At 56.7% G+C, this 14,917-nt stretch carries 13 protein-coding genes; all 13 read left to right on the forward strand.

Going from position 1 to position 14,917, the window contains the following annotated elements; translation table 11 throughout:
- The first annotated feature begins 13 nt into the window (after positions 1 to 13).
- Positions 14 to 2,581 (forward strand): type IV secretion system protein TraC, encoded by a 2,568-nt coding sequence (traC, locus tag AC07VH_RS14220; protein ID WP_494789540.1) that lies wholly within the window; start codon positions 14 to 16, stop codon positions 2,579 to 2,581.
- A 5-nt stretch (positions 2,582 to 2,586) separates the two neighbouring features.
- The gene (locus AC07VH_RS14225; protein WP_494789541.1) at positions 2,587 to 2,931 is read left to right on the forward strand and encodes a hypothetical protein; all 345 of its coding nucleotides are present in this window, start codon (positions 2,587 to 2,589) and stop codon (positions 2,929 to 2,931) included.
- Entirely contained in the window at positions 2,928 to 3,452 is a 525-nt protein-coding gene (traF, locus tag AC07VH_RS14230; protein WP_494789542.1) for a conjugative transfer signal peptidase TraF, read from the forward strand. Before AC07VH_RS14225 ends, traF (AC07VH_RS14230) begins: the two co-directional genes overlap by 4 nt.
- A 14-nt stretch (positions 3,453 to 3,466) precedes the next feature.
- On the forward strand, positions 3,467 to 4,159 hold the full coding sequence (traW, locus tag AC07VH_RS14235) for a type-F conjugative transfer system protein TraW (protein ID WP_494789543.1): 693 nt from the start codon (positions 3,467 to 3,469) through the stop codon (positions 4,157 to 4,159).
- The gene (locus AC07VH_RS14240; RefSeq protein WP_494789544.1) at positions 4,156 to 5,163 is read left to right on the forward strand and encodes a TraU family protein; all 1,008 of its coding nucleotides are present in this window, start codon (positions 4,156 to 4,158) and stop codon (positions 5,161 to 5,163) included. Before traW ends, AC07VH_RS14240 begins: the two co-directional genes overlap by 4 nt.
- A gap of 85 nt (positions 5,164 to 5,248) precedes the next feature.
- Complete coding sequence (trbC, locus tag AC07VH_RS14245) at positions 5,249 to 5,926, forward strand: type-F conjugative transfer system pilin assembly protein TrbC (RefSeq protein ID WP_494789545.1); 678 nt, start codon at positions 5,249 to 5,251, stop codon at positions 5,924 to 5,926.
- Positions 5,927 to 5,928: 2 nt separating this feature from the next.
- Entirely contained in the window at positions 5,929 to 7,242 is a 1,314-nt protein-coding gene (gene traN / locus AC07VH_RS14250; protein WP_494789546.1) for a conjugal transfer protein TraN, read from the forward strand.
- The gene (locus AC07VH_RS14255; protein ID WP_494789547.1) at positions 7,236 to 7,649 is read left to right on the forward strand and encodes a hypothetical protein; all 414 of its coding nucleotides are present in this window, start codon (positions 7,236 to 7,238) and stop codon (positions 7,647 to 7,649) included. Before traN ends, AC07VH_RS14255 begins: the two co-directional genes overlap by 7 nt.
- Positions 7,646 to 8,500, forward strand: coding sequence for a conjugal transfer protein TraF (gene traF, locus AC07VH_RS14260; RefSeq protein ID WP_494789548.1), 855 nt, complete (start codon positions 7,646 to 7,648; stop codon positions 8,498 to 8,500). The genes AC07VH_RS14255 and traF (AC07VH_RS14260) overlap by 4 nt, the downstream gene beginning before the upstream one ends.
- Positions 8,501 to 8,510: 10 nt before the next feature.
- A complete protein-coding gene (locus AC07VH_RS14265) occupies positions 8,511 to 9,932 on the forward strand; it encodes a conjugal transfer protein TraH (protein ID WP_494789549.1) in 1,422 nt (473 codons plus the stop codon).
- Positions 9,933 to 9,969: 37 nt separating this feature from the next.
- Entirely contained in the window at positions 9,970 to 12,834 is a 2,865-nt protein-coding gene (locus AC07VH_RS14270) for a conjugal transfer protein TraG N-terminal domain-containing protein (protein WP_092797224.1), read from the forward strand.
- A gap of 449 nt (positions 12,835 to 13,283) precedes the next feature.
- Positions 13,284 to 13,862, forward strand: coding sequence for a hypothetical protein (locus tag AC07VH_RS14275; protein ID WP_494789550.1), 579 nt, complete (start codon positions 13,284 to 13,286; stop codon positions 13,860 to 13,862).
- Between the two features lie 32 nt (positions 13,863 to 13,894).
- On the forward strand, positions 13,895 to 14,893 hold the full coding sequence (locus tag AC07VH_RS14280) for a S49 family peptidase (RefSeq protein WP_494789551.1): 999 nt from the start codon (positions 13,895 to 13,897) through the stop codon (positions 14,891 to 14,893).
- The last annotated feature ends 24 nt before the right edge of the window (positions 14,894 to 14,917 follow it).

A 14,917-nucleotide genomic window follows, 5' to 3' on the forward strand; every position in this document is an offset into this window, starting at 1 on the left:
TCAGAGGACAAATATGCTCAAGTTCTTCACGTCAGAAAACGATGGCGAAGGGATCCGCGCTGGCCTCTGGGATCTGTTTGGATTAAGCCGAGGCGAGGCGTTTTCCAAGGATCAGTTTTCCAGCTGGCTACCGTACGGTCCCTATGTCGACAGCGAGCACCTGTTCATCAATCGCCATCACCGGCTCGGCTTCATGCTGGAACTCATGCCCCAGGCCGGCGCCGACGAACGTATGGTGGAGGTGCTGCAAAGCCTGTACAGCAATTGTCCCGCGAACACGGGTGTGCAATTTCATCTGTTTGGCTCGCCGGACATCCGCGCCCCGCTGATCCAATATGCCAACATGCGCAAGGAAGACGAGGATCAGTATGAAAACTCGCAGCAGTGGGGCCGTCCGGCCCGGAACAGCAACCTGTACCGCCAGCTGGCACGCCAACGCGTGCATCATCTGCTGGCCGGGAGCCAGAAATCCCTGACCAAGGGATTTCATTTTACGCTGCGCGACTTTCGACTGATGATGAGCGTCACGGTGGATGGACGCGCCGATGATATCGGCCAGCGCGAAGCGGCGATTGGTTTGCGCGACTCGATGGCAAGCACCCTTGACGCCGCCTCTATACCCAGCAAAGAATGCGATGCGGCCGCGTTAATCAACTGGTGCGCACTGTTCACCAATCCGCACCGGCTCACAGATGGTTTCATCCCATGGATTCACTACGATGAGGGAAGGGAACTGCGGGATCAGATTGTGGACTTCGATACCGTCCAGGAGCCGACCAACGAAGGCATCCGGTTTTCGAAGCCAGGCAAGCCGCAGCACGTGGAAGCACGCTTCTTCTCCATTAAATCGTTTCCAGAACGTTTCGCCCTCTGGCAGATGGGTGCGCTCATCGGCCACGTCATGCAACCGGCACTGCAGTACCGTGCACCGTTCCTGCTCACCATGGGCGTGCACATCCTCGATACGAACACGACGCGGACATTGATTACTGCGAACCATATCCGCGCGACACAGAACGCGGGCAGCAAGATGGCCGCCATTATGCCGGACGTGCAGAAGAAGCAGGAAGACTGGAATGCAGTCGCCAACGCGATGGATGTCGGCGGCAACCTCGTCTCGATGTACCACCAGCTGGCCATTTTCTGCCCGCCCGCCGAGGCGACGGCGGCGGCAGAAGCGGCCAAGGCAATCTGGCGTGCCAGCGGCTTTGAACTCAATGCCGATGTGTACATGCACCGCCAGGCACTGCTGGCGAGCTTGCCCATGACCCTGACACCCGCATTCCACAATGATATGAAGAAGATGAAGCGGGTGACGCGCAAATCCATGGCGAACGCCATCCATCTCGCGCCCCTGCTGGCGGAATGGCGAGGAACCGACACGCCAACGCTCATCTTCGCCGGCCGCCGCGGCCAGCTCGTGACGCTGGACCTGTATGACAATGACCTGGGCAACCCCAATTTTGCCGTCGTGGGGGCACCAGGATCGGGTAAATCTGTCACCCTCAACGAAATCGCTTGGTCGTACCGTTCCGGCGGTGCGCAGGTGCGCCTGCTCGATCTGGGACGCTCGTTCGAGAAGCTGTGCAAGAAAGCCAATGGCACGCATGTCGAGTTCAGCCCCCGCTCGAAGATCATTTTGAACCCGTTTACAGCGGTCAATGACATTCACGAAGACATCGATATGCTAATGCCCGCCCTGGCGAAGATGTGCTCCATGAGTCAGCAATTGCAAGAAGTGCAATATAAGGCCATTTCAACGGTCCTCCTGAAGCTATGGAAGTCGTACGGCAATGATCTGACGATCACCGCTTTGCGCGACGAATTCAAGACCGGCAGTATTGCCGAACTCGAAATTAAAGGCGATGACCGCATCCGCGATCTTGCCATCATGCTCAATCCATACTCGAAGGACGGGCAGTACGAACGCTTCTTCGAGGGCAAGAATAACGTCGACTTCTCGAATGACTTCGTCGTGATCGAAAACGAAGAACTCAAACGCAAGCCAGATCTGCATGCCGTCGTCAATATCCTGCAGATGTACCAGATCACCGGAGAGATGTACCTGAACCGTGATCGCAAGAAGCTCCTGATCATCGATGAACTCAAGCAACAGCTTGGAGAGATCGGTGCGGACGACCCGGTCAAGGCCGCCGTGGTGGAAGAAGCAGCCCGGCGTGCGCGCAAGTATGGCGGTGCACTGGGCACCGCGACGCAGGGTGCCGATGATTATTACGGTTCGGTGCAAATGACGGCCGCTTTCAATTGCTCCGACTGGGTTTTCCTGCTGCGGCAAAAACCGGAGTCGATTGACATCCTGGAAAGCAACAAGCGCCTCGTCATGGATGCGGCCAAAAAGCGGCTGCTCAAATCGCTGCGCACGGAAGCGGGGGCCTTTGCGGAAATGTACGTCTCGTCGCCCATCGGCGAAGGCGTCGTACGCCTGGTCATTGATCACGCCACACAGCTGCTGTTCTCGAACAAACTCGCCGATAACAAGCCGATCGACGCCCTGCGCGCCCAAGGCTACTCCATCGACGAGGCCATCGCCCGGGTACTGGCAGATAGGGGACTTCAATGAGGATCATGCTGATCAATATCTTCGTATCGGCCTGCTTCGTGGCGATCGGCATTGCGGCCTATGACCGGCTGGTGCTGCGGCCGATGCTGGTCATCGGGGTAGTCGACGCGGCGAACGTCTTCAATGCAAAACAGGAACAGTACCTCAACGTGGTGGCGGCCAGCCGTACCGACATGGAACGGCGGCAGGCGATATCCGATGCAGAACGATTCGTTCCCAGTTTTGCTGCCGCGTTGGCGCAATTGCCGCAAGAGTGCGCATGCCTGGTGGTCGACAAAACGGCGGTGATCGGCAGCCGCGCAACGCTGCTTGATCTCACTCCATTGCTCAGAAAAAAGGTGAAGCTGTGACCCGTGATTTTTTTCAGCATGTGCGCAGACGCTGGTATTTGTACCTGGTGCTGGTCGTGATCTGGACACTCGCCTATGTGCGTCTGTTTATCGATGCCACACCGCGCTTGCCTATTCTGTTTAACGTGACCCCCAGCTTGCCTTACACGGTCGCAGTGGTCGACTACCGGGCGAACGGCATCCGTCGCGGGGATTATGTGATCTATGCATTCGAAGGGGCGGCGTACCGCATCTTCCCCGGCCTGTACCACCAGCCGTTCTTCAAGATCGTGCGCGGCGTGGCCGGCGATAAAGTGACCGTCCGGGATCGCCACGTTTTCGTCAATGGTGAGGAGGTCGGCATTGCCAAGACGCATACCACCGTCAAACGTCTCCGGCTCGAACCCATCGCCGAGACCGTGATTCCACCCTCGTATTTTTATGTGCAAGGCACCAGCCCGGACAGCTTCGATTCACGCTACAGCATCAATGGCCTGGTACGCGCCGACGCGGTCCTGGGCGTCGTCATTCCGATCTTTTGAAGGAAAAGCAAATCATGCCATTACCTGAACCCGCACCCACGACACGGGGCTTTCACTGCCTGCTATGCGGTGGGCTGACCAGCCGGATTTTGTCCGTCCTGTTGCTGGCCAGTGGCCTCATGGGAGCATTGGCAGAGGCCGAGGAACTGGCCGCGATCGGGCCGACATATCCGATTGCCGAGAAAAACTTGCTCGACATGATCGCCCAGCGCCTGCGCGCGCTGGAAAAGAGCGGCCAGCTTCACAAGTTGCAGGAGCAGGCGATCGCCAAAGGCAGGGCGGCCGTGGCCAGTCCGGCCCCGGTCGCTGGTTTGACGCCGGCGAAGGAACCACGGACTCTGTATGTTGACCCCACGTATGTGCTCGACAAGAACATCCTCGACGCAAAGGGTCACGTCCTGTTCCCCGCAGGCACCCGCACCAACCCGCTCGCGATCACGTCCATGTCCAAGAGCCTCCTGTTTTTTGACGCGCGCGATCCTATGCAGGCAAAGTTGGCGCGCAGCCTGCTCCAGCGCGATGGCGCGCGGATCAAGCCGGTACTCGTCGGCGGTTCGTATCTGGAGCTGATGAAACAGTGGAAAACGCGGATCTACTTCGATCAGCAGGGCAAATTAGTAGGGCGCTTTGGCATCCGGCATGTCCCGGCCTTGGTCTACCAGGAAGGCATGCGCCTTCGCATCGACGAAATCGTGGTGGCCAAATGAACCTACTAAAACACACCATCGGCTTGATCCTGCTCCTGATCGGGGCAGGCCATGCCCAGGCGGCGCCGGTCGGAACCTGCACTGGCGCCTTCCCGAACCCGATCACGGATATCTGCTGGTCATGCATCCTGCCGATTTCCCTGGGCAGCGTCACCCTGGGCAACCTGGGCGGCCAGGAAGACACCGCCAATCCGTCCAGTCCGATTTGTTCGTGCAAAGTCAATCCGCTGATCGGCCTGTCCATTGGCTTTTGGGAACCCGTGCGCCACGTGGAAGTGGTGCGCAAACCGTTCTGCCTGGTGTCCCTCGGTGGCATCGATCTCAATCCCGGCATTCCTGCGCCGGAAGCCGCCCGGGCCACGGACGCAGGCGGCGCCCAGGACGCCTTCTACCAGGCGCATTACTACGTTAATCCGGTCATGTACTGGCTTAAGGCGGTCGCTGATTTTCCCTGCCTGGAAGCCGGCTCCTTCGATGTCGCGTACATGACCGAGGTCGATCCGCTATGGAGTGATGACGAACTCACGCTCATTATCAATCCGGAAACGGTGCTCTTTGCCAATCCGGGCGCCGTCGCCGCCTGCGCTGCCGACTGCGTTGCCGCCACGGCGGGATTCGGCCGCCCGGAATTGTTCTGGTGCGCCGGTTGCCAGGGAGGTCTTTTCCCCCTCGATGGCCACGCGGCCTACCACGTAGGCGGGGTGCGCACCGCCGAATTGATGATGCAGCGCCTCACCGCCAAGATGCACCGAGAACTGCTGACATGGGGCATGCATGGCCAGAAAGGGCTGTGCGGTCCGTACTTCCTGCCGGAAATGGACAAGACGGCCTACAAATCCCAGCTGACGTATCCGATTCCGGCCACCGACAAGGACCTGGGCAAATGCTGCCAGCCTTTTGGCCGCACCACCATCGCCTGGGGAGCGGGGAAGGAGTACCCGGTCAAGGGCGAAGATTTTGCGTTTATGTTATTTCGAAAAAGGAACTGCTGTGTTGGCTACTAATTCGATCCAAGTGCCCCCTGCGGGCGCCAGGCCTGCTGCGCTGCGTACCATGGCAGGGCTAAGTTCTCTGTTCCTGGCCCAGGCCATGGCGGCGCAAGCGATACCAACGATCACCGACGCGGACATCGAACGCGCCAAAAAGCTGCAGCCGGTCATCACCGAGCAGGATATCGCCCGCGCGGTACGGGCCAATCCCATGCCGCACGACCCGTCGCCAGGGCCAACTTCCACTACGCCACGGATGCGGATCGACGCCTTGCCCCAGCCTCGCCCAACGCCACCCGTTGATCTGGGCGCCATTGCCAAAGGCTATGAAGCGGCATCCAATCCAATCGCGCTGTCCGCGTTGAATGGCGACCGGCTGCTGGTCTTTGTGACCTTCGCCATGCCGGAAGCCGCGCTGAATAAACTGGCGATGCAAGCGGCGCAGCTGCAGGCGACCCTGTTACTACGTGGCCTGGACGACGGATCACTGGTCAAAACCGTGGTGCATGTCCAAAAAATCATGGGCGAGCGCAAGGTGGCATGGCAAATCGATCCGCAGGCATTTGACCGCTTTGCCGTACGCCAGGCGCCGACCTTCGTTTTACTAAGTGCCGGCGCACCCGCCCAGGCCTGCGGGGCAGGGAGTTGTTTCGCACCGGATGCCTATGTCCGCGTCGCCGGCGACGTCTCGCTTGAATACGCGCTCAAAACCATCCAGCAACGCGCACCGCGCTTCGCCGACAGCGCCGGCCGCCTCCTGGAGAAGATGAGGAAATAGCCATGCGCCGTTTGATCGCCCTGACGACCGCCTGCTGCCTGAGCAGCATGCAGCCTGCCATTGTCCTGGCGCAAGTCAACCAGGATCTGGCCGGCGCCACGGCTGCCAACCAGGCGGCCCGGGCCAGCGTCACCACCCAGAGCGCCACTGCCCACGTGCCCGGCTATACGCTGTCGCCACCCGAAACCGTCTACCACGGCAAGAGTAACCTCAAAAGCGATGCCAGTACCCACCTGGCGGCCTGCGCCCTGACACCCGGCGACCCGGCCTGCGCGGCGCAAGTGGGTGCCCTGAACTCGGCCAACACGCCGCGCCCGCCCGTGCTGGCCACCGATCCGGCTATCGCCGCCGCGCAAGCCATCGCCCGCGATCCCTTGAGTGCCGAGACGACGCTGGCCGCGTACACCACCGGCTGCCCCGCTGGCGCTACATGTGCGCCAAAAACGTTCTGTCTCGGTACGCAATGCTTCAGTACGAGTTATACGAATGACGTCGATTTTGCGCAGGTCATGACCTACATGGAGGCCGTGCGCGAGGCCGGCGTCTATCTCGATCCGAAGACCATGACTTTGTTCAATGGCGAGGGTAATACCTGCCGCAACCGGCTCCTCAAAAACTGCTGCTATACCGATGGCGCCGGGGCCCACTTTACTAACCAATCCCTGTTTGGTATCGGCTCGCGCCTGGTATTCGACATCCTGATGAACAGCGGCAACCGCGAGTTCATCACGCAAGGCGCCAAGGCACTGCTAACCAGTGGCGGTTTCAGCGGCAGTTATACGACGTTTGGTGTGACGGTGGCCGTCAATGGCACGGCGCTGCCTGCAGGTTCCATCACGCTGGCCACCACCGAGCACCTGGCGATCGCGTTCAATCCCTGGAGCCTGGCGATGACTGCGGTGATGTACATCGCGGTGTCGATGATGTCCTGCAACGCCGGTGAGGGAAAGCTGGCGATGAAGGAGGGCGCCCAGCTATGTCACACCATCGGCACCTGGTGCAGCTCCTGCATCCGGGTATTGGGCAAATGCGTGTCGTGCATCGAGCACACGACCTCTAAATGCTGTTTTAACTCGCGCCTGGCCAGGATGATCAACGAACAGGGGAGGGCGCAGCTCGGCATGGGCTGGGGAGCACCCAAAAATCCTGCCTGTTCCGGCTTTAGTGTGGATCAATTGCAAAGCATCGACTTTGCGAAGCTCGATCTGACCGAGTTCTATGCCTCCATCGTGCCGACGCTGCCCAACGTGGCGGCACTGAAGGATGCTGCCGCCCAGCGTGCGCCAGCCTGTTATCTGGGGAGAGGGAAATGCTGAATCGAACCACGACGCGCAAGGTTTCGCTTGCCCTTTGCTCTGCCATGCTCTGCGCCGCAACCTGTGCGGCTCCGGAAACCACACCCCGCGTGGCGGTGAACGATCCGAAAGTACTGATGTTGGCGGCCATCGATGCACCAGACGGCCGTGCAGCCGGCATGCTGACGGGAGAACTGGCTGACGCGATCACCCAGCGCTTTTCTGCCACCTCCGCACTCTTCATGGAGGTCACGACACTGGCCCGCTACGCCCAGGACGGCTGCCGCCGGCTCAACGTCAGATTTTGGCAGGAAGGCGTCAGGCTCGCACCGGGGCAGGCACCAAATAGGCAAACGATCGATATCGGCATCAATTACTGCCGCAATGGCCAGCCGCCCGCCCATCTGCGTCTGGAGAAATCGCCATGAGAACGTACCAATACTGTCTGGCAGTGCTGCTCGCATGCGGAGCCGTACACGCCCAGGTTCCCGCCAGTGTCCCTGCACAAGGCCACGCTGCTGGCGCGCAGGCCGCTGTGCGGCGCGGCTGGCATTTTTATGACGACCCGGCAAGGTACGAACCGCAGAAGGAAATAGTGTCGCCTGCGCCAGTCGCGCTACCAAAACCCACCGGGCCGCAGCCACCGCCTGAAGTCAAGGCGCTGCGCGATTTACAGGTGCAGCTGGAACAGCTCAAGGCCGTCGCCGTCATGCATCCCACTGTCGCCAATGTGCGCCGCTACATGGAGCTCGAATCGAAGATCGTCAGGAATGCCTCGCTGTTTGCCGACCTGTCGCAGAAAGTGGCGTGGGCCAATCCGGACCTGGACCCCACCACGCAGGGCCGCCCCGTCAATGCCCAGGCGCTGGAGGTCTTTGAACAGGTGCAGATGCAGGAGAGATATTCCGCCCTCGCCAACATCGGGAGCGACCACATCCTGATGTTCTTCTTCCGTGGCGATTGTCCGTACTGCCATGCCTATGGGCCGGTATTGCGGGCGTTTTCCACGAAATACCGTATCCAGGTGCTGCCGGTCAGCCTGGATGGCGGCGCGGTGCCGGGTTTTACCAATGCCCGCACCGACAACGGTACCGCCGCCACGCTCAACGTCAAGCAAGTTCCGGCGCTGTTTTTGGCACAACCCATCACCGGCAAGATCATGCCGGTCGGTTTTGGTGTGCTGTCGGAAGGCCAGCTGGTGGAACGGATCGACGCCTTGCGGCCGCGCGCCGTTGAGACCGTCGAAACACTTTTTGGAAAAACACTTTCATCTCGTTAAGGAGCTCATCATGCCTATGCGCAAACTCATCATCGCACTATCCCTGTCCACCAGCAGCCTGTACATCCATCCGGCCTTCGCCGGTGACCTGAATGCCGAAGTCAACAAGATGTTCAACGACCTCGGCGCCATCGGCAACTACTCGGCGCCGGGCGCCTTCCGAGGCCAGGTCTACAACACCTACAGTGGCGGCAGCCTGATGCTGCGCGCGCCGAACAAGACCTATCAACTCATGGCCATCGACTACCCGACGGCCAAAGCTGGCTGCGGTGGCATTGATCTTTTCGGCGGCTCGTTCTCTTACATTTCGGCGGCCGAATTCAAGAACATGCTCAAGAACGTCACCTCCGCGCTGCCAGGCGTAGCGTTTCAGCTCGCGCTCGAATCGGTGTCTCCGATGCTCGGCGGTATCACCAAGTGGACCAAAAACCTCGAATCGATGATGACGAATGCGCAAATCAATTCCTGCAACACCGCCAAATCCCTGGTCTCGTCGGCCGCCGAGGCCACGGGGTTCAGCTCCAGCAAGGCCTGCGAGGACATCGCCGTCTCGCTGGGCCTCGAATCGGACTATGCCGCCGCAGCCGTCCGCTGCAAGTCCGACAAGGGTTCCATTCTGGATGCCGCGCGTAAATCCTCCGATCCCCTCGTCAAAAACAAGGCGCCGTTCGTCGGCAACCTCACCTGGGAATCGCTTAAGCTCGCTGGCAACTACCTCGACGACAAAGAGCGGGAAATGGTCATGAGCATGGTCGGCACCGTTATTTTCTATCCGGAAGGACGAGACGACAACCCAATTGCTCCGACCTTCACTTCCATCTCCCAGCTGCTCTATGGCCAGTCGGACGCTGGCGGCGGGAACGTCCACCAAACAGTGTTGCGGTGCAACAATTTTACAACGTGTGACCAGGTTACCGTGGATCCCGCCTACGTCCACACGCCATTTACCGCCAAGGTTGAAAAACTGATGCGTTCTATCGCTTACAAAATCGAGACGCGCACACCGATTCCCAACATGTCGCCGGAGGTCGGTTTTGTGAACCAGACCAGTGAGCCTGTCTACCGCATGCTGTCGATCGGCGCATCGTTTCCTTCTGCCACAGCCAATGAGCAGCTGATTGCCACCTATCGGGATGTGATTGCCGCGGATTACGCCTACATGTTTCTCGAGAAGAACCTCAGGTTGGGTATGGGGGCGCTCGAAAAGGATTTCACGTTAAACGCCCAACAAAAGATAAGAGCGCAAGAAATCCGGCTGCGTGCCAAAGACATGCTGGCCCAGCTGTCCCGCGAAAAGGCCCTCGTCTACCAGAAAGTAGGCTCTATCACGGTGGTGTCCAACCACCTGGAACAACTGTCACGGCAAATGCGCGCCAATATGCCGCAGCAGGTACTCGATCTGCTGGGACGCCAGGCCGCCTATCTGCGTTGATAAAAAGTAGAGAAGTAAAAGAAGGAGGTAAATAGTCATGTGGGAAATTTTCGCTTACCAGAACTCGGACAGTTTGTACGGGCTGATGAATGCAGTGGCCGCCATGGTCGGCGCCAACACCTACCGAAATGCTCTCGGCATCGTCGCCGTGTGCGGCTTCGTGGCCGCACTGGTAGGCTATGCCTTCGCCCCGGAAAAGATGGTGGGCTGGAAGTGGCTCGCCTCGGTCGTCCTGGTATTTTCAGTACTCGTAGTGCCAAAGGTCACTGTCGGTATTGTCGACAAGACGGGAGGTTCGGCCGAAGTATTCGTCGACAACGTCCCGTTCGGCCTGGCGGTGCTTGCTTCGCTGACCAGTACGGTCGGCAATAGTCTGACGGAACTCGAAGAAACAGCCATGCAGGTGATTCCGGGGCCCGCCGGCATGCCGGATAAGCTGAGCTATCAGAACAATGGACTCATGTTCGGCAGCCGGCTGGTGCGCGAAACGTCCAAGGTCGTGTTCCAAAGTCCGTACTTCAGGAACGATCTGATTAATTTTCTGCACCAGTGCACGATGTTCGATCTGGCCTCTGGCTACCTGTCACCGGAAGCATTTGCGACCTCTGGTGACGTTTGGGCGCTCATGGGGGATCCCAATCCTGCCAGGTTTACCGGCGTCACGAATGCGGCCGGTACCTCGGAAGTGCTCACCTGTCCTCAGGCATATACAAAGCTATCGGCGAAAATGCCGGCCGAAGTTCAGCGCATCCAGGGCACACTGGCATTCCGCATGAATCCGACGCTTCCTGGGGCGGTAGCCTCGGCCCTGATCGCGGACCAGATACAGCAAGCCTATCTGAAAGCAAAAATTGCCGACGCCTCGGCCAGCGCTGCTGATATCATCCGCCAAAACGCACTCATCAATGCTGTGAACGACACTAGCCTTCTGGCTGGCCAAAAGGACAACGATCCGGCCACGATGCTGCTGGCTGTCGGCCGCGCGCAGGCGGTGGTTCAGACCAATGCGGCGTGGATCAATGCTGGGAAAATAGCTGAACAAGCACTGCCCGTCATCCGTAACGTGGTCGAAGTGGTGGCGTACGCGATGTTCCCGCTGCTGATCCTGCTCCTTATGCTGGCTAACGGCAAAGATACCGTGGCTGGCTTCAAGAACTATGCGTCTGTGCTTATTTGGATCCAGCTTTGGCCGCCGTTGTATGCCATCCTCAACTACGCTGCGACCATGTATGCAATGCGCGATTTGGCGGCCGCGGCCAGCGTAGGCAACGGGGTCAACGCCCTGTCGCTGACTACTTCCTCGACCATTTTTTCCAGCGCCATTTCTGGCGAAGCCGTCGTCGGCTATATGACCATCAGCATTCCCTTCATTGCCTGGGCTGCCCTCAAGCGCATGGAGAACTTCGGCACCGCGCTCGTCGATGGCATGCGCCTGTTGCAAGGCAATGTGACCACTGCCACCAATTCGGCGGCAACAGGCAACGTATCTATGGGAAATGTCTCCATGGACCAGATGACCTTGGCGCCTGTCCGCTCGTCACCGTTCTTCAGAAGTCGGCAAAATGATTTTTCGGGGAACACGTATACAGGTGGTGAACTGTCTGGAATCACGGCAGGAAAAGCATTTGCCAATGAGGGGCCTGTTTCGAAGATCGTCGACGCCAAGATTACGCAACAGCACGTTGCAGCCGCTAGGAAGTCCGCTAGCGCGGCAAAGTCTGAGGCCATCGCAGCCACCAATGATAAAGCCGCAGTCCTGTCGGACGCGCTAACACATTCGCAAGGAACCTCTGGTATTCAAAACGCGTCTAAAGGTACAAACAGGGCTAGTACAGAAGGTTTTGGACAACGTACGAACGAGCTCCGCCAAGTGGCCGAGAATGTGGCCAAAGCAACTGGGGCCACCGAGCAGCAAGTAGCAACCGTCGCATTTGGCGGCGCTGTTGAGTTTAAGCCCGGCATACCTGGAGTCGGAAGCGTCGGTATATCTGCTCGTGGTGCCAAGGATTACGTCGCATCGATTGACCAACAACTAAAAGAGATCAAAAATAAACTAAGTAGTGAAGAAGTAACAAAATTTAAGGAATGGGGAGAAATGCTTGCCAAAAATACTAGCTTATTGAATTCGGTAATATCGGACCATAGAAATGGGCAAGAGATCGCTGCAAGATTGACAAATTCTGTTTCTAGATCTGAAAGAGCGGATGCAACGCTTCGAGAACAAGAAGAATATTCAAGAACTGTCTCCGGGGCATTTGAACGCGGTGAATTAATGAGCATCGATCTTGCAAAAAATCCTAAAAACATCGACTTGTTTGAAGCGCTACTCTCACATGGCGAGAGTAGCGCTTCCGCTCAAATATTATTTGATTCGCATTTAGGTAGTATCGCGAAGTCACCGATTATTCCTAGCGCAAAATCTAATCTTCCGAATTCATTTAAAGCTGTTCGAGAAATTTATCATCGTGATAAATCCGACCTGTCTTTGAATCAGGATTTAATAAAAATTCACAAAAACAACAAATTAAAGGTGAATCAAAAACCTTCCGGGAAAATAGGGGGCAGCGGGGAGGTTGCCGATGCAGGCGGCACAAGCTTACAGCGAGAAGGAAAAAGCTGGGTTGAAAAGGAACAAGTGAGAATCAAAGAATCCCCATCGCCATTGCAGAAGGAAATTTCTAACAAATACGACGCTTTAGACCGAGAAGTAAATCAATCAAAGAAGGATTTTTACAAATCTACAGGCATTAAAGAAAACCCATCAGGACACATTGCGACAGATAAATCTCTTTTTGGAAATGCAAATGAACAGGTTACTGAAGATCCCGATGTCGTTGCCAAACATTTCCAATATCTAAAAAGAAAGGCGAAAGATAATTTGAATAAATTATTAAATAAATAGACGCACATTAATTCTCCCTAGATAACCATCTAGCATCTAAACTTGAATTGCCATGCTCATCGATTCTGTATGACGGATTTTTTATGAGATTTCCATCATTAAAATCGGTATCGTATCGATGAGCATGAGAGCGCAATGTGGTTTTCCCACTGCATTTGTGAAATTTCGTAATTGTATAATGTATAATGTAAATCAATTCATATAGCATTACAATAAAAATGAAACCAATTATCGAAAAAATGGCTGTTACCGTTGTAGATTCGCCATATCCGAGAACGCCACCGAAGATCGATCCGACGATTCCACACATCAATACTTTCTTTAAATGAATCATGAACTTCCTCCACGAACAGGTGACCAAGAAAGGAAATAATAGTGATATTTTTTCTTTTTTCAAGTATTTAAATATAAATTCAGACTGAATAACTTTACGGAAGGACATTAAAATCATGTATGGCTGGAAATTTTTATCAATTATGATTTTCCTTTCTTTAAGTCTTTTTTCAACTTCGTCGCATGCTGTAGCCTTCGCAAAAAAACCGACGGATGACTCGGTCTGCGATTTAGCGCCGAAGACCACGAGTCGGTTAGGGCAAAGGACCTTCGTTGAAGCCGGCACGCGCGATGAGAGCGAAATTTATGCTCGGCTCGCCCTTCGCTTCGTCACAAAGGCGTGTACAAATGGCCAGGTTTTGCTTTTGCACTCCGAGGATGGAACAGAATTCGACGAGCAATATTTTCGCGCCGTTACAGCTCAGCTATGTAGCGCCTCTGCGGTAAAACGAGAATCTGCCGCTACTCAAGAACGCCCACATGCTTTCATGCTGGAATGCCCGATCTCGAAGATCAAAGAAGCCACCGCAGCATTAGCCGAAATGGAAAAAGCAAAACCGACGGAAGCCATGATCGCGGACGGTGCGCCGATGCGAAGTGCACAGCCAAACCGGAGAGAAGAAGACAAAAAAACGTGCGGTGACAAGATGACCTGGGAAACTGTCGTACTGGGTTGGGGGGGCAGTTGTCGCTAACTTCTCGCGCCTAGCCCCCCCAAGGAAACGCCATGGAAAACAAAGACCATAAGAGTCAAGCTGAACTGCAGGCCGCAAATCTCGCACTACTGATGTTGGCTGAGATACGCGAACAACGCGCGGGATTCAGGGAAGAACGCCTGGCGCTTGAGCGGGATCGAAAATTTGCTCGCCGCCTCACCTTGACGCTGAAGTCGTTGCTCGTTCTCATGCCACTCTTGCTCGGCCTGTACTTTTTCATGCAAATGTTGCAGTTTAAAATAGGTCCCTTCAGCCCGGTCATAGGCATTGTGCACATCGAAGGCGAGATCGCTGCAACCTCACTCGCGTCCGCAGACAAGATTGTGCCGGCCCTGAAGCGGGCGTTTGAGTCCAGCAACGTTACGCAGATAGTTCTGGCGATAGACAGTCCCGGCGGCGCGCCGGTCGAGGCCGAGCGTATCGGAAACGCGATTCACTCTTTCAGGAAAAAGCACCCGAAACCGGTAGTGGCGGCGATCAGCAACGTCGGCGCATCGGCTGCCTACATGATTGCCTTGCACGCCGACAAGATCATCGCGGGGAAATACAGTCTGGTGGGATCGATCGGCGCCATCATCGCGCCATGGCAGCTGTCGCGTGCGCTGGACCGCCTGGAAATCTCGCAGCAGGTATATGCATCCGGTCACCTGAAGGCATTCTTGAATCCGTTCACACCGCCTAGCCAAGACGCGCAAGCCAAGGCGCAGGATTTGGTGGACAGGGTAGGGCGAACATTTTTGCGCGAACTAGAGGAACGGCGCGGCCGCGTACTGCGGCACGACGTCAACTACGCCAGCGGGGAAATCTGGAGCGGGTTAGAGGCAAAGGAAATTGGCCTGATCGATGCCATCGGCACGGTGGATGACTTCGTGGATGGTCAAAAGGAGGGGACTGCATTCAACTTTGGACCACATCCTGGCGGATTTGGCCAAATGGGTGCCCTGATCTCAACCTCGCTCATTTCTTCGCTCGACGACATCATCGCGAGGCAGAGGTTTCAGCTCAGGTAGAGGAGGGAGAGCGGAGGTGCAATT

The sequence above is a fragment of the Janthinobacterium sp. GW821-FHT03C10 genome, assembly GCF_059420865.1.

Excerpts from the sequence above, each read along its gene's own strand:
- AC07VH_RS14270 (WP_092797224.1), top strand. The coding sequence starts at position 9,970 with ATGTGGGAAATTTTCGCTTACCAGAACTCGGACAGTTTGTACGGGCTG.
- traN (WP_494789546.1), top strand. The coding sequence starts at position 5,929 with ATGCGCCGTTTGATCGCCCTGACGACCGCCTGCTGCCTGAGCAGCATG.
- trbC (WP_494789545.1), top strand. The coding sequence starts at position 5,249 with ATGGCGGCGCAAGCGATACCAACGATCACCGACGCGGACATCGAACGC.
- AC07VH_RS14275 (WP_494789550.1), top strand. The coding sequence starts at position 13,284 with ATGTATGGCTGGAAATTTTTATCAATTATGATTTTCCTTTCTTTAAGT.
- traF (WP_494789548.1), top strand. The coding sequence starts at position 7,646 with ATGAGAACGTACCAATACTGTCTGGCAGTGCTGCTCGCATGCGGAGCC.
- traC (WP_494789540.1), top strand. The coding sequence starts at position 14 with ATGCTCAAGTTCTTCACGTCAGAAAACGATGGCGAAGGGATCCGCGCT.
- AC07VH_RS14265 (WP_494789549.1), top strand. The coding sequence starts at position 8,511 with ATGCCTATGCGCAAACTCATCATCGCACTATCCCTGTCCACCAGCAGC.
- traW (WP_494789543.1), top strand. The coding sequence starts at position 3,467 with ATGCCATTACCTGAACCCGCACCCACGACACGGGGCTTTCACTGCCTG.
- AC07VH_RS14240 (WP_494789544.1), top strand. The coding sequence starts at position 4,156 with ATGAACCTACTAAAACACACCATCGGCTTGATCCTGCTCCTGATCGGG.
- AC07VH_RS14225 (WP_494789541.1), top strand. The coding sequence starts at position 2,587 with ATGCTGATCAATATCTTCGTATCGGCCTGCTTCGTGGCGATCGGCATT.
- AC07VH_RS14255 (WP_494789547.1), top strand. The coding sequence starts at position 7,236 with ATGCTGAATCGAACCACGACGCGCAAGGTTTCGCTTGCCCTTTGCTCT.
- AC07VH_RS14280 (WP_494789551.1), top strand. The coding sequence starts at position 13,895 with ATGGAAAACAAAGACCATAAGAGTCAAGCTGAACTGCAGGCCGCAAAT.